The following is a 20,413-nucleotide window of genomic DNA, read 5'->3' as shown; positions in this document are numbered from 1 at the left end:
GTATGATGATATTGATTACTTATGATATTATGACAACAACAGCCAAAGGTAGAAGACGATTACAAAAGGTTGCAAAGTATTGCCAGGATTATGGACAAAGAGTCCAGAATTCAGTTTTTGAATGTAATGTAGATTATGCCCAATTGCTTGCTTTTAGATGTGGGTTGTTGAAATTGATAAATGAGAAAGAAGATTCACTTAGGATTTATCATTTAGGGAAAAACTATGCCACAAAAATTGAACATTACGGTACTAAGGTTGCATATGACCCTGAGGGTGTCATTCTTGTCTAGTGCGGATAGTAGGTAATCATAAAAAAACTAGAGCATTCACACTGATTTTTTCTATGGATTTGTTGTAAATCCAACATAAACGTATGGAAAAAGTAAGTATAAATTTTTACTCTTGATTAAATCATTGATTCAAGCAATTATTAGCTGTCGCTCCTCACAGAGGAGCGTGTATTGAAATATGAGCGAAGGTGAAAAGGTACCAAGCGGTGACAGTCGCTCCTCACAGAGGAGCGTGTATTGAAATTGTCATCAATCAATGGAGTAGGTATTGACCAATCGTCGCTCCTCACAGAGGAGCGTGTATTGAAATAGATATGGGTATCATATCATCTGCAATCAAGGATGTCGCTCCTCACAGAGGAGCGTGTATTGAAATTTGATACCATTATTGTCAGTATAGGATAGATGACGTCGCTCCTCACAGAGGAGCGTGTATTGAAATAGGACTGCTTGGAAAATTGGGGCTCAAGAAGAAGGTCGCTCCTCACAGAGGAGCGTGTATTGAAATCAATCTATTGGGATGATAAAGTAGTATCATTTCAGTCGCTCCTCACAGAGGAGCGTGTATTGAAATACAAGATGGGAAGATTTGATAAAATATATGTATGTGTCGCTCCTCACAGAGGAGCGTGTATTGAAATTCAATTTGTATTGGGTGATTACCTTACCGCAAATCGTCGCTCCTCACAGAGGAGCGTGTATTGAAATCAACAGGATGAAGATCAGTCCATTTGCAAGCATCAGTCGCTCCTCACAGAGGAGCGTGTATTGAAATGATACAGTTGCGGCAGAGCGTGAAGTCAGCTTCGTCGCTCCTCACAGAGGAGCGTGTATTGAAATAGATATAGGCATAATGGGAATATATGCACGGATGTCGCTCCTCACAGAGGAGCGTGTATTGAAATATCCGCCACAAGGCTGGTAGCCATGGTCACATAGGTCGCTCCTCACAGAGGAGCGTGTATTGAAATAAGTATAGGGCGCACATATGGTGTGCGGTCAATCAGGTCGCTCCTCACAGAGGAGCGTGTATTGAAATAACCTACCTCTTTGATGCTGACCAGGCCGATGCAGTCGCTCCTCACAGAGGAGCGTGTATTGAAATGATATCTCTGTCACTTCAGGCAATGGACGGCACGGTCGCTCCTCACAGAGGAGCGTGTATTGAAATCTGTAAGAGGCGTAGATAATCTTGAATATTCAATGTCGCTCCTCACAGAGGAGCGTGTATTGAAATCAAGAACCCATCCAAAGCATTTGAAATATCATCAAGTCGCTCCTCACAGAGGAGCGTGTATTGAAATATCATATTCATCACCTGCAACTATCTGCGCCGGGGTCGCTCCTCACAGAGGAGCGTGTATTGAAATAATTATCTGCATATGCTATCCTGCAATTGTTGTCGTCGCTCCTCACAGAGGAGCGTGTATTGAAATCTGAAGGATTCCATAAGGCACTTCGCTACCATCAGTCGCTCCTCACAGAGGAGCGTGTATTGAAATTGATTCGGTTCCTGGCACAGGAAACCGATTGGCAGTCGCTCCTCACAGAGGAGCGTGTATTGAAATTATAAAACAGGACACGGATAATATACAGCGTCAGGTCGCTCCTCACAGAGGAGCGTGTATTGAAATCCGTAATGATGATTATGTAAAGGCTCAAGTAAAGTCGCTCCTCACAGAGGAGCGTGTATTGAAATAACCCTTCAAAGATAATAAAGAAGGTTAAGATTGTCGCTCCTCACAGAGGAGCGTGTATTGAAATTGTGATAGGTGATAATATTGATCAAGTGACTAAGGTCGCTCCTCACAGAGGAGCGTGTATTGAAATCCATTATGCCTATATCTGAACTGGTCCCAAAGCAGTCGCTCCTCACAGAGGAGCGTGTATTGAAATATAAGCATTATACCGAGAAAGAATGGCAAGCCAGTCGCTCCTCACAGAGGAGCGTGTATTGAAATCGTTGCGAACGGAGCGGATGTTGCGGTTGAAGCAGTCGCTCCTCACAGAGGAGCGTGTATTGAAATATCAGTGGGGTCAACGCCTCCCGCCACTTCCGCGTCGCTCCTCACAGAGGAGCGTGTATTGAAATCCAAGTATCCCTTGAAGTAAATTGTACCCTGTAGGGTCGCTCCTCACAGAGGAGCGTGTATTGAAATGTTGATTACCCTTGGTCAAGTGCTTGACAGTCGCTCCTCACAGAGGAGCGTGTATTGAAATCCTAGTATCGTGAGAGCGGATACGGGTCCAAACCAGTCGCTCCTCACAGAGGAGCGTGTATTGAAATATGACATATGAATGGCTCCTGTAATCAGTCTTGTCGCTCCTCACAGAGGAGCGTGTATTGAAATATTGGCATGGGATATACTCTCCATGGCTTACATCGGTCGCTCCTCACAGAGGAGCGTGTATTGAAATTTTTATAACTTTATCAAGTATATCAATTTTATGTCGCTCCTCACAGAGGAGCGTGTATTGAAATCTCAATAGTTTTATTATGAGCTACTAAACCATCGGTCGCTCCTCACAGAGGAGCGTGTATTGAAATCAGAAGTAGCGTATAAAATATGCAAAGTCACGCCGTCGCTCCTCACAGAGGAGCGTGTATTGAAATTCTGACTGTCTCCGTACAGCAAGCTATCCTAGCGGTCGCTCCTCACAGAGGAGCGTGTATTGAAATTTCCATAATATCTTACGTTCAAGGAATACACATTCGTCGCTCCTCACAGAGGAGCGTGTATTGAAATAATACCCCATAATATACATACTCTTGCTTGAGTAGTCGCTCCTCACAGAGGAGCGTGTATTGAAATATGATGTTACAAGATGGACAAGAGGGCAATAGAGTCGCTCCTCACAGAGGAGCGTGTATTGAAATCTGCATCCAGGAGGTACTTTTATGGATAACAATGTCGCTCCTCACAGAGGAGCGTGTATTGAAATCCTGTCACCTCTGACAACCTCGAATGTAACTCCGGTCGCTCCTCACAGAGGAGCGTGTATTGAAATTCTGGCTGTCTCCGTACAGCAAGCTATCCTAGCGGTCGCTCCTCACAGAGGAGCGTGTATTGAAATGGTTCCTGGCCTGACTATGCCTATGTAGTCGAGGTCGCTCCTCACAGAGGAGCGTGTATTGAAATCCCTACCGATAGGGTAGGGGGATTATATGGACACTGTCGCTCCTCACAGAGGAGCGTGTATTGAAATCGTGCGCATCATTTTATCAGTCCCTTTTGCCAAGTCGCTCCTCACAGAGGAGCGTGTATTGAAATCGTAATCCTCTTATTTCATCGGCCTTCTGTTCCGTCGCTCCTCACAGAGGAGCGTGTATTGAAATAATGAAAGGAAATGGATACCTGCAAGTGCAATCATGTCGCTCCTCACAGAGGAGCGTGTATTGAAATAAGTATAGGGCGCACATATGGTGTGCGGTCAATCGTCGCTCCTCACAGAGGAGCGTGTATTGAAATAGACTTAAGACTCGACAGTATACCTCCGAACGTGTGTCGCTCCTCACAGAGGAGCGTGTATTGAAATAACCTACCTCTTTGATGCTGACCAGGCCGATGCATGTCGCTCCTCACAGAGGAGCGTGTATTGAAATCTCAAAGCTGTCAAGCAGGTCATTGCCGCCGAACGTCGCTCCTCACAGAGGAGCGTGTATTGAAATCGTAGATAAGATTGCTCCTGAAGTGGGCTACGAGTCGCTCCTCACAGAGGAGCGTGTATTGAAATCAAAACGTTACCTCAATGTTACATTTGATAATTGTCGCTCCTCACAGAGGAGCGTGTATTGAAATGGGAATGTGAATATCATCGATGTAGGGGAATGCTCGTCGCTCCTCACAGAGGAGCGTGTATTGAAATCTGCATCCAGGAGGTACTTTTATGGATAACAATGGTCGCTCCTCACAGAGGAGCGTGTATTGAAATAGATTCAAAAGAAACAAACAAAAAAGATCTTGAGTCGCTCCTCACAGAGGAGCGTGTATTGAAATTGAGATAGCAAAACAGACCCGTAAGGGATCAGCGTCGCTCCTCACAGAGGAGCGTGTATTGAAATTTCTGATGCCTTTCGACGATTCCATACCGCTCAGGTCGCTCCTCACAGAGGAGCGTGTATTGAAATCCACATGCTCCATCAAGTTAATTTTAGGAGGAAGTCGCTCCTCACAGAGGAGCGTGTATTGAAATAGATTCCATAACCGACAGGCTTGCACGTATCGTGTCGCTCCTCACAGAGGAGCGTGTATTGAAATAACAATGGTACCGCTAACTCGGGGTTCGGGCAGTGTCGCTCCTCACAGAGGAGCGTGTATTGAAATAAACTATGGCCAAAAGGTAATGTCTCTGCTTCCTGTCGCTCCTCACAGAGGAGCGTGTATTGAAATCAACAGGATGAAGATCAGTCCATTTGCAAGCATCAGTCGCTCCTCACAGAGGAGCGTGTATTGAAATATCAGTCAGCGAAGATGTACCGTTTGCTATCCTGTCGCTCCTCACAGAGGAGCGTGTATTGAAATATGAGCGAAGGTGAAAAGGTACCAAGCGGTGACAGTCGCTCCTCACAGAGGAGCGTGTATTGAAATAAATGCCACGGTTGCGAAGATAATGTCTGCATTGGTCGCTCCTCACAGAGGAGCGTGTATTGAAATAATGTCGGTGATGTCATGCAGTTCATAGGAATACGTCGCTCCTCACAGAGGAGCGTGTATTGAAATATTGCCACGCTTGACCGCATGAAGCAGCTTGCCATGTCGCTCCTCACAGAGGAGCGTGTATTGAAATGGAAGCAACTATCTGCTTTTGAAGAAATACGGCGTCGCTCCTCACAGAGGAGCGTGTATTGAAATAGGATTAGATTATTTCCTGGAATTATCGATCATAGTCGCTCCTCACAGAGGAGCGTGTATTGAAATTTGAACAACGTACAAGGCAATATAGCGGACGTGAGTCGCTCCTCACAGAGGAGCGTGTATTGAAATTGAATGACCTTAAGAGGGAAGATGATGGCAAGGAGTCGCTCCTCACAGAGGAGCGTGTATTGAAATAAGTATGTGCTTGAAAAAAGGGCTGCTCACAAGGTCGCTCCTCACAGAGGAGCGTGTATTGAAATAAGCTGTTCTTTTTGCATGCATTAAGTCCCAAAGGTCGCTCCTCACAGAGGAGCGTGTATTGAAATATAAAAATCGAAGGGATCACGAACAAGGAAGGAGTCGCTCCTCACAGAGGAGCGTGTATTGAAATAGTAACGACAGTGCAGGAGGCATTGGATGCACTTGTCGCTCCTCACAGAGGAGCGTGTATTGAAATCCATCTTTATGATGTTTTCCATGGCAGGTATTATGTCGCTCCTCACAGAGGAGCGTGTATTGAAATCTCTGCGGCCTTGCAGGTGCTGCCTGTAGTCGCGTCGCTCCTCACAGAGGAGCGTGTATTGAAATTGCATTTCTGAGGGATAAGGTTTTCGGGACTCCGGTCGCTCCTCACAGAGGAGCGTGTATTGAAATCTGAAAAACCAAAAAGGTTTTCAGCATCCATTTAGTCGCTCCTCACAGAGGAGCGTGTATTGAAATCAGAGGAATCCAAGAAATTTTGACAGTCATACTGGTCGCTCCTCACAGAGGAGCGTGTATTGAAATTGATGTACAGAAGGACCGTATAGAGACTGAGATAGTCGCTCCTCACAGAGGAGCGTGTATTGAAATTGATTCGGTTCCTGGCACAGGAAACCGATTGGCAGTCGCTCCTCACAGAGGAGCGTGTATTGAAATCTATCTGCTTGACGACCTCTGTCTTTGTACCTTGTCGCTCCTCACAGAGGAGCGTGTATTGAAATTTGCAAGCTCAAATATAAAATCAGACATATTCAGTCGCTCCTCACAGAGGAGCGTGTATTGAAATATATTAACCTCTGTTTAATGATAGCATCAATTCCTGTCGCTCCTCACAGAGGAGCGTGTATTGAAATAGGCACGCCGTCAGGCACCGAGTCCACAATATCCGTCGCTCCTCACAGAGGAGCGTGTATTGAAATTCACGATATCCGCCATATGACATGTTGCCCTCAGTCGCTCCTCACAGAGGAGCGTGTATTGAAATGTCATCTTCGGCTAAGGAAATCCAGGTTTTTGCGCGTCGCTCCTCACAGAGGAGCGTGTATTGAAATAAAAAAATAAGGCAAACAACAAAAATGTACATGTCGCTCCTCACAGAGGAGCGTGTATTGAAATAATGGTGTTGGCGAAAGCACCTGCGTTCATGTTCGTCGCTCCTCACAGAGGAGCGTGTATTGAAATTGAGATATCTAGCCTGGAATCAGCGCTTGGCGAGTCGCTCCTCACAGAGGAGCGTGTATTGAAATATGATTTTTGCAGTCGTGGTGACGGTCGTGTCGAGTCGCTCCTCACAGAGGAGCGTGTATTGAAATCTTGGACAAAGAAACATAGACAGCCTTGATATCTTGTCGCTCCTCACAGAGGAGCGTGTATTGAAATAAAGATTTATACCGAAGGCGGTTGTTACCGATTAGTCGCTCCTCACAGAGGAGCGTGTATTGAAATGCTCCTTGCCATCAATTATACCCCCAGTCAACAGTCGCTCCTCACAGAGGAGCGTGTATTGAAATTCACGATATCCGCCATATGACATGTTGCCCTCAGTGTCGCTCCTCACAGAGGAGCGTGTATTGAAATCCAGCCCAAGCTGTGATGCAGTAACACTGTGCGGTCGCTCCTCACAGAGGAGCGTGTATTGAAATCTCGCTGTTTTTCTGCTTTGCAAACTGCTGGTGCGTCGCTCCTCACAGAGGAGCGTGTATTGAAATGCCAGACTTTGGCATTTCTCTTTGTAGGCGTCCTGTCGCTCCTCACAGAGGAGCGTGTATTGAAATAATGCTATCAACCCAACCATGGCAATTTTCAGCTGTCGCTCCTCACAGAGGAGCGTGTATTGAAATCCTGATGTAGATGTCGTCGTTGTGTGTCCATGTCGTCGCTCCTCACAGAGGAGCGTGTATTGAAATAGAGGGGGCATCATACGTCACCTATCGGTGGGGCAGTCGCTCCTCACAGAGGAGCGTGTATTGAAATCCATTGCTGATGAAAAGCAAAACAAACAATGAAGTCGCTCCTCACAGAGGAGCGTGTATTGAAATTGAGATATCTAGCCTGGAATCAGCGCTTGGTGATGTCGCTCCTCACAGAGGAGCGTGTATTGAAATTGAGTAGTTTTTGAAGCTGCCGATGTCTGACACCCGTCGCTCCTCACAGAGGAGCGTGTATTGAAATTCGGCAACCGTGGACACTGCCGCCGCAATAGCAAGTCGCTCCTCACAGAGGAGCGTGTATTGAAATACGTCCATATCGCTTGACCACCTTTGCCGCATCATGTCGCTCCTCACAGAGGAGCGTGTATTGAAATAGGGTTGTTATCGTACAGCGCATAGATGCTGGCAGTCGCTCCTCACAGAGGAGCGTGTATTGAAATGGATGTTGCGTCTGCGGAGGCGGTGAATCCCGGTCGCTCCTCACAGAGGAGCGTGTATTGAAATAGCACCGCCTGGAACGGTGAAGTGTCCCCGACAAGTCGCTCCTCACAGAGGAGCGTGTATTGAAATCCATGGGAGTTGTCAAACAAGACGGGAACACGGCGTCGCTCCTCACAGAGGAGCGTGTATTGAAATAAAAAATCAGTTTTCTTCCAGTCCCTCATCAGCGTCGCTCCTCACAGAGGAGCGTGTATTGAAATCCTTTGCACTGGAAGCCTGTGCTCCTCGACATGTGTCGCTCCTCACAGAGGAGCGTGTATTGAAATATCCAGCGCACGACATTAATCTCTATGCAAGCAGTCGCTCCTCACAGAGGAGCGTGTATTGAAATCTCTACCAGCTCCGCCACCTCGACAGGGTGTGTCGCGTCGCTCCTCACAGAGGAGCGTGTATTGAAATCAAACCTTTGGACGTTTGCGCTAGGTGACGACAGTCGCTCCTCACAGAGGAGCGTGTATTGAAATAAAATGAATAGCATGATAGCCCCTGTACATTGCAGTCGCTCCTCACAGAGGAGCGTGTATTGAAATATTTGTACAAAAAGCGTGTGCATGCAAAGGTGACGTCGCTCCTCACAGAGGAGCGTGTATTGAAATACGAGAAACCTTATCAAGTCCCTGATAAATCACAGTCGCTCCTCACAGAGGAGCGTGTATTGAAATTCGTCAGTTGCCGAGCCATCTGAGTTGTTCACCGTCGCTCCTCACAGAGGAGCGTGTATTGAAATTCAGCACTCGACGCCTGAGACGGTTATCAACGAGTCGCTCCTCACAGAGGAGCGTGTATTGAAATGGAAAAATACCGTTGGGCAAAACCCTCTCGCTGGTCGCTCCTCACAGAGGAGCGTGTATTGAAATCTTCTCGAGTTCTTCGGCTGTCATGGTTTTCTTGTCGCTCCTCACAGAGGAGCGTGTATTGAAATCGGAGTCCCATGTGACGATTGATGGCGAGCAGAGTCGCTCCTCACAGAGGAGCGTGTATTGAAATGGCTCCGCGGAATCTCCGATGATGACACCATGCGTCGCTCCTCACAGAGGAGCGTGTATTGAAATCCCACAATTTGCCTATCAACAATTCCGTTTATGGTCGCTCCTCACAGAGGAGCGTGTATTGAAATGTCGCAGGTCCAGGTACTCAACCTACCAATGTAGTCGCTCCTCACAGAGGAGCGTGTATTGAAATCTTTAATGTCTGCGGTGCCTATTTGGTCACATGTCGCTCCTCACAGAGGAGCGTGTATTGAAATTCATCCGTGCTTGCGTACTCAACGTCTGAAAACAGGTCGCTCCTCACAGAGGAGCGTGTATTGAAATTGAAACGACGTTGGTTGTCGTGAAAATTCCATAGTCGCTCCTCACAGAGGAGCGTGTATTGAAATACTCGCCGTCAACCGCTCGGTCAAGGACCAGCAGGTCGCTCCTCACAGAGGAGCGTGTATTGAAATTCCGTCTAACTCAATCACTGCTCCGTCGCTTGCCGTCGCTCCTCACAGAGGAGCGTGTATTGAAATTGTTGCATAATGTCCTTTTGTACGTGCACATCAGCGTCGCTCCTCACAGAGGAGCGTGTATTGAAATTATCACGGTCAGTCAAAACGGTATCTCGTCGTCGTCGCTCCTCACAGAGGAGCGTGTATTGAAATTGATTTGCTTTATTTTTTTGAATCCAAAATGAAAAGTCGCTCCTCACAGAGGAGCGTGTATTGAAATTTTATCTGTGAAAAATACGAACTCGGTATTGCGTGTCGCTCCTCACAGAGGAGCGTGTATTGAAATCCGATCCGTACGATGATCTGGTTGGGCCAGTTGCCGGTCGCTCCTCACAGAGGAGCGTGTATTGAAATAATCCAAAACAAAAAGGAACCCGGAATGCCCCCGGAGTCGCTCCTCACAGAGGAGCGTGTATTGAAATTTGAATGTTGCATGCAGGTTTGAGATCCCCACTACGTCGCTCCTCACAGAGGAGCGTGTATTGAAATCTTGCTGTTGCCCTATCTTGACCACCACTCCATGTCGCTCCTCACAGAGGAGCGTGTATTGAAATTGCTGACACTACTTGTACCGTATTGCTGTTGGTGTCGCTCCTCACAGAGGAGCGTGTATTGAAATAAAGTCCCATAGTACCATTATCCATCTGTCATCTGTCGCTCCTCACAGAGGAGCGTGTATTGAAATCAAGTTGGAAAAGAAACTACGTATGGTACTGTCGTCGCTCCTCACAGAGGAGCGTGTATTGAAATATCACCTGACATGTACCGGGCCAACGTGTCAACCACGTCGCTCCTCACAGAGGAGCGTGTATTGAAATAAGACCTGTGTCAGATTGTGCATATGGTGCACGAGTCGCTCCTCACAGAGGAGCGTGTATTGAAATAAAAACATCTTGGCTCCATCGGGCTTGATGAACTGTCGCTCCTCACAGAGGAGCGTGTATTGAAATAATTTTCTACAACTTTTTGGAAAACCTGTTCGGGTCGCTCCTCACAGAGGAGCGTGTATTGAAATTCAGGAATGCCTTATTTATGACATCCTGAGCATGTCGCTCCTCACAGAGGAGCGTGTATTGAAATGCATAATAGATAACATCTCCGATTGAGTTACCTCGTCGCTCCTCACAGAGGAGCGTGTATTGAAATCTGTTCCCACGGCTGCAATTGACTTTGCAATTCCGTCGCTCCTCACAGAGGAGCGTGTATTGAAATATGGAACATGACGGTAGAGGGCGGTACTTCAGAGGTCGCTCCTCACAGAGGAGCGTGTATTGAAATCTTGGTGACCAAGGTGTGGTCTTTTGTCTGCCACGTCGCTCCTCACAGAGGAGCGTGTATTGAAATTTTTGAGATCCTATCTCAAGGGCATGGCCGATGCCGTCGCTCCTCACAGAGGAGCGTGTATTGAAATCCGTACGGTTTGCACGAGGATTGTCCCTGTTCCGGTCGCTCCTCACAGAGGAGCGTGTATTGAAATAGCCTTAGCCTCTACGATTGTATTCCGCATGGCTGTCGCTCCTCACAGAGGAGCGTGTATTGAAATCTGCCGTTGCCATAAAGGGCGGTCCGTATGGATGGTCGCTCCTCACAGAGGAGCGTGTATTGAAATCCCTTAGTGATAATATGCCACCCTTGCTATCTGCGTCGCTCCTCACAGAGGAGCGTGTATTGAAATTGGATTCCCCCCTTTTTGGATTGGATGACCAACGTCGCTCCTCACAGAGGAGCGTGTATTGAAATCTGCCGTTGCCATAAAGGGCGGTCCGTATGGATGTGTCGCTCCTCACAGAGGAGCGTGTATTGAAATCTGTACTAATCAACCTCCGGAAGACACCCCCAAGGTCGCTCCTCACAGAGGAGCGTGTATTGAAATGGTACTTTCCGTACCATCCTCAAGAGTCCTTGTGTCGCTCCTCACAGAGGAGCGTGTATTGAAATGGTACTTTCCGTACCATCCTCAAGAGTCCTTGTGTCGCTCCTCACAGAGGAGCGTGTATTGAAATCTGCCGTTGCCATAAAGGGCGGTCCGTATGGATGTGTCGCTCCTCACAGAGGAGCGTGTATTGAAATCTGTACTAATCAACCTCCGGAAGACACCCCCAAGGTCGCTCCTCACAGAGGAGCGTGTATTGAAATGGTACTTTCCGTACCATCCTCAAGAGTCCTTGTGTCGCTCCTCACAGAGGAGCGTGTATTGAAATCTGCCGTTGCCATAAAGGGCGGTCCGTATGGATGTGTCGCTCCTCACAGAGGAGCGTGTATTGAAATCTGTACTAATCAACCTCCGGAAGACACCCCCAAGGTCGCTCCTCACAGAGGAGCGTGTATTGAAATGGTACTTTCCGTACCATCCTCAAGAGTCCTTGTGTCGCTCCTCACAGAGGAGCGTGTATTGAAATAGTCAGTGTCGTTGATTTGATGATTGCCATTACTGTCGCTCCTCACAGAGGAGCGTATATTGAAATACGGGCAATGAGGATTGCTCGTCAATGATTTTTGTCGCTCCTCACAGAGGAGCGTGTATTGAAATTGTGCATAGATGTAGGCCGTGATCGCCTGCTCCTTGTCGCTCCTCACAGAGGAGCGTGTATTGAAATAAAGAGATAATCAAATGTTGTATACCCATCAGGGTCGCTCCTCACAGAGGAGCGTGTATTGAAATAAGGTTTTGCATGCAATCAATTCGTCGTAAACATGTCGCTCCTCACAGAGGAGCATGTATTGAAATTCATTTTTGCACTTTGAATGATACTTTTGATTCATCATTTTTTGTTTTGTCAAGAATGCATTTTAAGTAAAAAAAGAGTGTTGCCGTGCCTGAATCAGGTTTGCAACACTCCCTCTATGATTTATTTGATCTACTACTCGGCAGTTGCCAAAGGCTTTATTACCTTGTTTTTGAAGAACTCATCAAAGTTGTCTTTTGTGATACCTGTAATAATTTCTTCACCGATCTTTAGATTTGCTCCCGGTTCACCACAATGCCCTAGACACAAGGTTCCAGCAAGCGTAACTTTGTTTTCCAAATTATGGGCTTTGATGGCTTCTTTAAGCAATTTCAGTATATTTTGGGCTCCTTTGACGTGGCAGGAAGACCCTAAGCATAGTTCTATTTTCATTCTGTCAGACCTCATTGTTAGTCAAGATGCTCAGCAACAGCTTCTTCTATGGCACCGACGGCTTCAGCATTAGCAACAGCTTCTCCAATTTCTTCTGCGGCCTCTACTGTTTCAATAGCTTGTTTTGCTTCTTCTGCAGCTTCTATTTTTTTGTTGCGGAAATACAAACCAATATCAGTTGAAACCAAGACGATGTTCAGCACCAATACATAAAAGGCAAGATTGAATGTACCAGTAATAAGCTTTGCACCGATGCCGCACAGATATCCAAACCCGATAAAGCACATGAACATCAGGCTTTTGCCTTTTGTTGAACGTGATTTGTAGGATCTGTTGATGGACATTGGCCATGAAGCTCCAAAACAAATGTACATGATTGTTTCTAGAATTACAGCGGAACTCATTATAGTTGACTCCTATTTCTTCTTGTGAGTGTAGGAAGGCAGTAATTTTGGACTTAACGTCTCGGAGGTTATTCCTGCCTTGGTTCGCTCTTCTTCAAATTTTGTGATATGGTGAAGCGAAAGCTTGCCAACCTTTACATCCTTGGCATGAAGCGCAGCGTTGCGACCTGCGTCCCTGCCGAACACTACTGTATCGAGAAGAGAATTTCCCATCAACCGGTTTCGGCCATGAATACCACCTACAGCTTCTCCTGCAACATAGAGATTCTCAATATTGCTCATACAATCTGCATTGATATCGATGCCACCATTTTGGTAATGCAAAGTAGGATAAACCAAGATTGGTTCCTTTCTGATATCAATGTCATACTTGCTGAACATCCTGAGCATTGCAGGAATCCGTCTTTCGATAGTACCTTCGCCACCTTTCAGTTCAATCATTGGAGTATCAAGCCATACACCCTGACCGCCGCTGGGGGTCTCGATACCCATTTTGCGTTCTTTGCATTCTCTGATGACGGAAGCAGCCGTGACATCTCTTGTTTCCAGCGGATGCATGAAAACTACTCCATCTTTGTTAACAAGTTTTGCTCCTAGTGACCGGACTTTTTCTGTCACCAAAGCTCCGAAGATCTGTTCAGGGAAAGCTGCGCCCGTAGGATGGTATTGAAGTGTATCCTGATAAAGTAATTTTGCTCCTGCGCGATATGCAATGATCAAGCCATCAGCTGTTGCCCCGTAATGGTTGGAAGTAGGAAAACCTTGGTAATGTAACCGTCCTGCACCTCCTGTTGCAATGATGACTGTCTTAGATTTTGCAATCAGGTGTTCACCTGTTTCCATGTTGAGGAGTACGGCTCCTGCAGCCTTGCCTTCGTTATCAAGAAGTAATTCTATTGCTGCAGTGAAGTCGACGATGGTAACACCACGATTGATGGCTTCATCACGTAGTGTGCGCATAATTTCAGCACCAGAATAGTCTTTTGCGGCATGCATACGCTTGCGACTTGTACCACCGCCATGAGTCGTGACCATAGTGCCGTCTGCTCTTTTATCGAACTCGACGCCTAAACCATTGAGCCATTGGATTGCTTCTGGAGCTTCCGTGACCAACTTGTAAAGAAGTTCAGGTTTTGCTGCAAAATGCCCGCCGCCGTATGCATCCAGATAGTGGATTGCAGGACTGTCGTTTGGTCCATCGGCAGCTTGGATGCCTCCTTCTGCCATCATTGTGTTGGCATCTCCCATCCTAAGCTTTGTAGCTACCAAGACTTTTGCCCCGGTACCGATTGCCTCAATGGCTGCAGCAGTACCGGCACCGCCGCCGCCTATAATCAACACATCGACATCATAGTCAGGATTGTCAAGGTTGAATTGATTTTCTTTGACACGGCTTTTTCCCTGTAGCAAGTCAACAAGTTCAAGCGGAGCTTTTTCACCTTTGTTCGGTCCGATTTCCAGTTTTGCAAACTGGTTTTGGATGTAGTCCGGATGAAAGGTCTGCAGCAAAGTGTCCTTTTCATCTGCATCCATCCTCTTTGGTTCCAGGACAGCATTATTTTGTCTTGCTGCTTCCACTTTCTCAATGGATGCAAGCATGTTTTCATCGGTATACATTCTTAGCTCCTTACTTTTCGATATCCCTGGTTTCATACAGCTTTTTGATTTCATCAAGTGGTTTGTTCATCAATACTTGGATAAAATCCTCAAATTTACCGTCTTTGATTTCCTGTACCCTATTTTCAAGGTCCTTGCTTTTGGGGGTAAGATATTTACCATTGATTCTTCTAGCAAGAAGAGCGACTTGGGGATGTGAAATTCCAGCAGGGCAACGGGAAGAACAAATGCCGCACATGACGCAGTCAAAGGATTCTGCTGCACATTTATCAAATTCGCCACGTTGTGCATAGGCAATGTACTGCATGACATTCAATCCCTGTGGGCATGCCTTTGTACATGCATTGCAACCGACACAGCTATATATCTCAGGATATAGCTGCATCATGATTGCCTGGGATGGGGTGATTTTCTCAATATCATAAGGCTGCTTTACCAAAGGGAAAAATGGCAGGGTAGCCACATACATATCTTTTTCCACTTTTGTCTGACAAGCAAGACAGGTCTTTAGTTCTGTGTCTCCCTTGATACGGTAGATGGTTGCACAGGCTCCACAGAAGCCATTCCTGCATCCAACACCGCGGACCAATTGATAACCGGCATATTCCAAGGCTGTCATAATAGTCAGGTTTTCCGGTACCTTATACTTTTTGCCAAAAAAGAAAACATCAATCATTTTGTCACTCATATTCCAAACCTCAATCAATATTCATCAGGCAGTTCGCCTAATTCATCGAAACGGAAAACAGGACCGTCCTTGCAAACATATTTGTTGCCGATATTACATCTTCCGCATTTGCCGACTCCGCATTTCATCCTCATTTCCATGGTGGTATAAATCTGCGTGTCCTCGAAACCAAGTTCTTTCAATCCAGCCAATGTGTACTTGATCATGATCGGAGGGCCACAGATAAGCACCTTCCTGGATGTTTTTGGCTTTAGTTCCTTCACATAGTTCGGTACAAAACCGACATGCCCGTTCCAACCGTTTTGTTCACGGTCAATTGTAAGGTTTACGGCAATTGAGGAATCTTCTTCCCATTCGTTGATGATCTCTCCATAGTCGACAAGATCTTCCTTCGAACGGGAACCATAAATGATTTGGATGGATCCATATTGGTCTCTTTTGTCTCGGACATAGTTGATTACCGAATGGAGGGGCGCAAGGCCTATCCCTCCTGAAATAAACAGTAGATCCTGTCCTTTGAGTTCTGATTCCACAGGAAAACAGTTACCGTAAGGTCCTCTTACCGTAATTTGCTGTCCAGGTTCCATGTCATGTAACCATGAGGTAAGACAGCCACATTTTTTGATGCTGAATTCCATATAATCGGTACATGTAGGCGAAGAAGTAATGGAAATCATTGCTTCACTGATACCTGGGACGGAAAGCATGGCACATTGTCCCGGCATATGCTCAAAGAGTTTCTTTCCATCTTTTCCGACGACTCTGAATGTCTTGACATCAGGAGTTTCCCTGCGGATTTCCGTAACGACACCGACGGACGGGATCAAAGCTTCCTTTGCTACCATTGTTCTTCTCCTAGCTTCTTGATGACCTTGACGATGTTCATCGAAATAGGACATTTGTTCAGGCAACGCCCACATCCTACACAGCCATAGGTTCCGTCATAGTTCTGTGGATAGTAGACCAGTTTGTGCATGAATCTTTGTCTGAAGCGTTCTTTCTGTGTATGTCTTGGATTTGCTGCAGCCATCTGGGTAAAATCACTGTACATGCAGCTGTCCCAGCAACGGAATCTTTTGATACCATGTCCCGTATCAAAGTCCCTGATGTCAAAGCATTGGCAGGTCGGGCAGACGAAGGTACAGGTACCGCAGCCAAGGCACATCTGTGAAAGTGATTCCCATGCCTTGCTGTTGAAGATTTCCTTCATGTTTTCACCCTTGAAACGGCTGAGATCAAGATTGGCAAAAGGAAGTTTGCCAAGTATTTCCTTTGTGGCTACTTTTTGTTCTTCAACTTCCTTGTCATCTGATGAAGTGTCAAGCATGGGCTTGATTTCTTCAAGCAAGGCTTTGCCTTTGTCACTTTTTGCTGTGAAGAAGAATCTGTCTGCTACTTGGTAGGCATCAATATCACCATTGGGCTGGGTGGCATCTATACCGAAGAGAGGACAGAAACAAGTCGCTGCAGGCTTGCTGCAGGCAAGGGAAATGATGATGCCATGCTTCCTTCTGTTTGCATAATAGGTGTCTATCGGATCAGCCAAAAATGTCATGTCAAGCAAGGAAAAAGATGCTACATCACAGGCTCGTGCCCCGAAGATGATGAAATCTTTTCCTTCGGTTCTGATATCTTCAATCTCAATGTTCTTGCCATCAATCTTGAAATTGACCAGATTCTCCGTCTGAGGAAAGAAAAAATCCTTGGCACTGCGGACTGTATTAAGCGCTTGGCTCAATTTTGTCCCCTGCTGCCATTTGCTGAACTCGGCTTCACCCTTTTCAGTATCTACCGGCAGAAAAACCTCTTTACCTGTTTCCTGAAGCTTGGCAAAGACTTCGTACAGTTTTGTTTCAGAAACACTGAACATCATGCTTCTTCTCCTTTATCCGTAATAATCGAAGGATCTGCATCTCCGGTAGTGTAGCTTGTCAGGGGAGAAATGCTATCCTGTATCGCTCCTGCCTGATAGGTTCCATAAAGTGCATTGATGTCCTTGATGAACTTTCTGTTGAGCAGATGCAACGGAATATGTTCCGGGCAGACCCTCGAACATTCTCCACAGTCCGTACATCTTCCTGCGACATGGAATGCCCTGATGATATGGAACATATCATCTTCAAACTGAACGGAAGCTGCTTTGTTCTGGAATCCTGAGTCAGGATTATCAAAGACACATTTTTCACAGCTGCAGGCAGGGCATACATTGCGGCAGGCATTGCAGCGGATACATTTTGACAGCTCCTGCTTCCAAAAGCCAAATCTTTGTTTAGATGTCATGGCTTCAAGTCTGTCGACTTCATCGAACCGATGGCTTTCCTGCAACTTTCCTTCTGGTCCTATCAGCTCATCATAGATGACGTGTTTTTGGCTTTTGCAGTTCCTGCAACGTTCAAGCAGAAGATCTTCAAAAGCGATTTCTTTCGTGCCATACAAGGTATTGCAGGTTATCTTTCCATTTTCAAGGCTCATTGAGAGTATCCCATCTCCCAGCTGTTGGCGGGCAAGTACGATGTCGACATTGCCGTTGCAGGGAATACCGATGATATAGACCTTTTCTCTTTGTATCCTATGCTCATTGACCAATTGCTGGAAACTATAGGTATCACAGGGTTTCAGGAAGACCAGTGTCTTTCCGTCTTTCTTGGACAATGCAATCATATACTTTGAGAGATTGGAAGCTGAGAATTCGTTGTAGATGAAATTATGCTCAAGGTCCTCTGCCGAAGTAAAGCAGCTTGGACTCAAGTCATAGTCAAATTCACCTTTTCTCCATCCGGCAATTCTGCTGACGGTTCCGTCCGCAAGCAGTTCCTTTGCTCTTGTAATCAGTTGTTCTTGCATCGCAAATCCTCCAAGCGTGTGTTCTCTCCTAGTTGAGCAACGGTTTGGACAAAACTGTCCATAGTTGCAGCAAACTTTGCACCTTCTGCGGCAGAGACCCATGCAACTCTTGTTCTTCCATGTTCAATGCCCAAGTAGCCAAGCATGGAAAAAAGCAAGGTCATACGCCTTCTGGCAAAGTAATTGCCGCTGGTATAGTGACAATCCCCGGGATGACAACCGCAGATAATGACTCCGTCAGCACCACGTTGGAATGCCCGCAGGATGAACAGGGGATTTACCCTGCAGGAACAGGGCACACGGATAATCTTTACGTCTGCCGGATAATTCAATCTGTTTGTTCCTGCAAGGTCCGCCCCTGCGTAGGAACACCAATTGCAGCAGAATGCGATGATCTTTGGTCTGAATTCTTTTTTTGTCATAGGCATATTGCATCTACCTCCGCCATGATTTCCCTGTTTGAGAATCCTTGGAGATCCATGGCTCCGGAAGGACAGGTTACTGTGCAGGCTCCACAACCTTGGCATACCGCAGGGTTGACCTGTGCTACTCTTCTGATGGCTATTGTCCTATCCGGCATCTTGAATTCCTTTGCTACATATGTAATGGCACCGTATGCACATACATGTTCACAGGAGGAACAACCGTTGCACATGTTCTCGTTGCAGTGTGCGACACAGGGATTTCCTTTTAAGTTGTTCTTGACCAGAAGGCCGATGACCTTTGATGCTGCAGCTCCTGCTTGGGCTACTGTATCTGGAATATCCTTCGGCCCCTGGCAGGCTCCTGCCAGGAAAATACCAGCCGTAGGACTTTCAACCGGGCGTAATTTAGGATGGGCTTCGGTAAAGAAATCATTGGTATCCATACTGGCTGTAAGCATGGTGGCGAGAGGACGGGCCGTTTTGTCGGCTTCCATGGCAACTGCCAACACGACCATGTCTGCCTTTATCTTCAGCTGTTCGTCCATGAGCAAGTCTGAAGCCTGTACTTCCAGCGTGCCGTCAGACAAGGGGGAAACTTTTCCTACCTGACCTTTGATATAGTGGACGCCATACTGTTCCACGGCTCTTCTGTAAAACTCATCGAAGCCCTTGCCTGGTGTCCTGACGTCTATATAGAAGACATAGACATCAGTATCTGGATATTTTTCTCTGGTAAGCATGGCATGTTTGGCCGTATACATGCAGCAGATCTTGGAACAATATTCCTTGCCCCTGCAGGTCGTATCCCTGGATCCTACGCACTGTACGAATACGATGGTCTTTGGATGTTTGCCATCGGAAGGACGGAGCAGTGTTCCGTCAGTAGGACCTGCCGCATTCATCAGCCTTTCGTATTCGAGGGATGTCACTACATCCTTTGACTGGTTGTATCCCAGTTCATTGAATGCGTCTGCTTTGATCGGATTGAATCCTGTAGCTACGACAATGGCACCATATTTCTGTTCAATAAACTTGTCTTTCTGCTTATAGTCTATGGCTCCTGCCGTACAGACCGTAGCACATAGCCCACACTTGCCGGAAGTGAGCATCTTGCAATGGTCCGGGTCTATGGTTGCAACTTTCGGTACCGCTTGGGCAAAGGGGATATAGATGGCCCTGCGCATATCCATATTGAGGTTGAAGGCATTTGGTATCTTTTTCTGCGGACATTTCTGTGTGCATAGTCCGCAACCTGTGCATTTGTCCTCATTTACATATCGTGCCTTACGTCTGATGGTAACGTCAAAGTTGCCGACAAAACCTTTGACTTTTGTTACTTCACTGTAGGAAAGGATATGAATTTTATCATTCTGTGCACATTCAACCATTTTCGGTGTCAATATACAGGCTGCACAATCCAAGGTCGGAAAGGTCTTGTCAAGTTGTGTCATCTTGCCACCGATCGTCGGTTCTTTCTCTACGATATCAACTTCAAAACCTGCTTCTGCTATATCCAAGGCAGCCTGTATGCCTGCAATGCCACCTCCGATTACCAATGCTTTTTTTGCAACCGGAGTCTCTCCGGCTGTCAGCGGTGCATTGAGATGTACTTTTGCTATGGCGGCTCTGCCCAACGCAATTGCTTTTTGAGTTGCTTCCTGACGATCCTTGTGGATCCATGAGCATTGTTCCCTGATATTTGCAATTTCCACCATAAAGGGGTTCATGCCGACGGAAGCTGCTGCTTTTCTGAATGTTGCTTCATGCATTCGTGGCGAACAGGAACATATGACGACTCCTGTAAGTCCCTTTTCCTTGATTGCATCCTTGATCATGTCTTGGCCGGATTGGGAACACATATACTGATAATGCACAGCCATGACGACACCAGGTTCTTTCCCTAGGGCCTGTGCTACCTGTTCTACGTCAACGGTAGCAGCTATATTTGTACCACAATGGCACACAAAAACACCGATTTTCTGCAT

The 20,413-nt window shown here is 46.4% G+C and carries 10 protein-coding genes and 1 CRISPR repeat array; of the genes, 1 reads left to right on the top strand and 9 read right to left on the bottom strand.

The annotated features are described in order from the left end of the window. The first annotated feature begins 2 nt into the window (after positions 1–2). Entirely contained in the window at positions 3–293 is a 291-nt protein-coding gene (gene cas2, locus LKE40_08820) for a CRISPR-associated endonuclease Cas2 (GenBank protein MCH3917550.1), read from the top strand. A 146-nt stretch (positions 294–439) separates the two neighbouring features. Continuing rightward, a CRISPR array of direct repeats spans positions 440–12,059; the repeat unit is 32 nt; unit sequence GTCGCTCCTCACAGAGGAGCGTGTATTGAAAT. A 133-nt stretch (positions 12,060–12,192) separates the two neighbouring features. Here cas2 and LKE40_08815 read toward each other — a convergent pair. The 9 genes from LKE40_08815 to LKE40_08775 all read right to left on the bottom strand — a co-directional run bounded on the left by LKE40_08815 (position 12,193) and on the right by LKE40_08775 (position 20,413). Next, positions 12,193–12,450 (bottom strand): (2Fe-2S) ferredoxin domain-containing protein, encoded by a 258-nt coding sequence (locus LKE40_08815; GenBank protein ID MCH3917549.1) that lies wholly within the window; start codon positions 12,448–12,450, stop codon positions 12,193–12,195. 17 nt (positions 12,451–12,467) lie between these two features. Next, positions 12,468–12,794 (bottom strand): hypothetical protein, encoded by a 327-nt coding sequence (locus LKE40_08810; GenBank protein ID MCH3917548.1) that lies wholly within the window; start codon positions 12,792–12,794, stop codon positions 12,468–12,470. Between the two features lie 72 nt (positions 12,795–12,866). Beyond that, positions 12,867–14,471: an FAD-binding protein gene (locus tag LKE40_08805; protein MCH3917547.1), complete on the bottom strand. Its 1,605-nt coding sequence runs from the start codon at positions 14,469–14,471 to the stop codon at positions 12,867–12,869. 10 nt (positions 14,472–14,481) lie between these two features. After that, positions 14,482–15,159, bottom strand: a complete 678-nt coding sequence (locus tag LKE40_08800) for a 4Fe-4S dicluster domain-containing protein (protein MCH3917546.1) — start codon at positions 15,157–15,159, stop codon at positions 14,482–14,484. 14 nt (positions 15,160–15,173) lie between these two features. Continuing rightward, entirely contained in the window at positions 15,174–16,004 is an 831-nt protein-coding gene (locus tag LKE40_08795) for an FAD/NAD(P)-binding protein (protein MCH3917545.1), read from the bottom strand. Next, positions 15,998–17,029 (bottom strand): 4Fe-4S dicluster domain-containing protein, encoded by a 1,032-nt coding sequence (locus tag LKE40_08790; protein MCH3917544.1) that lies wholly within the window; start codon positions 17,027–17,029, stop codon positions 15,998–16,000. Before LKE40_08790 ends, LKE40_08795 begins: the two co-directional genes overlap by 7 nt. Next, the gene (locus LKE40_08785) at positions 17,029–18,003 is read right to left on the bottom strand and encodes a 4Fe-4S dicluster domain-containing protein (protein MCH3917543.1); all 975 of its coding nucleotides are present in this window, start codon (positions 18,001–18,003) and stop codon (positions 17,029–17,031) included. Before LKE40_08785 ends, LKE40_08790 begins: the two co-directional genes overlap by 1 nt. Then, complete coding sequence (locus tag LKE40_08780; protein ID MCH3917542.1) at positions 17,988–18,431, bottom strand: hydrogenase iron-sulfur subunit; 444 nt, start codon at positions 18,429–18,431, stop codon at positions 17,988–17,990. The genes LKE40_08785 and LKE40_08780 overlap by 16 nt, the downstream gene beginning before the upstream one ends. Continuing rightward, the gene (locus LKE40_08775; GenBank protein ID MCH3917541.1) at positions 18,422–20,413 is read right to left on the bottom strand and encodes a CoB--CoM heterodisulfide reductase iron-sulfur subunit A family protein; all 1,992 of its coding nucleotides are present in this window, start codon (positions 20,411–20,413) and stop codon (positions 18,422–18,424) included. Before LKE40_08775 ends, LKE40_08780 begins: the two co-directional genes overlap by 10 nt.

The sequence above is a fragment of the Spirochaetia bacterium genome (genome assembly GCA_022482625.1).
Taxonomy (GTDB): domain Bacteria; phylum Spirochaetota; class Spirochaetia; order Sphaerochaetales; family Sphaerochaetaceae; genus Pleomorphochaeta.
Note: the sequence above shows the minus strand (reverse complement) of the source record. Positions and strands in the feature narration are given on the sequence as shown.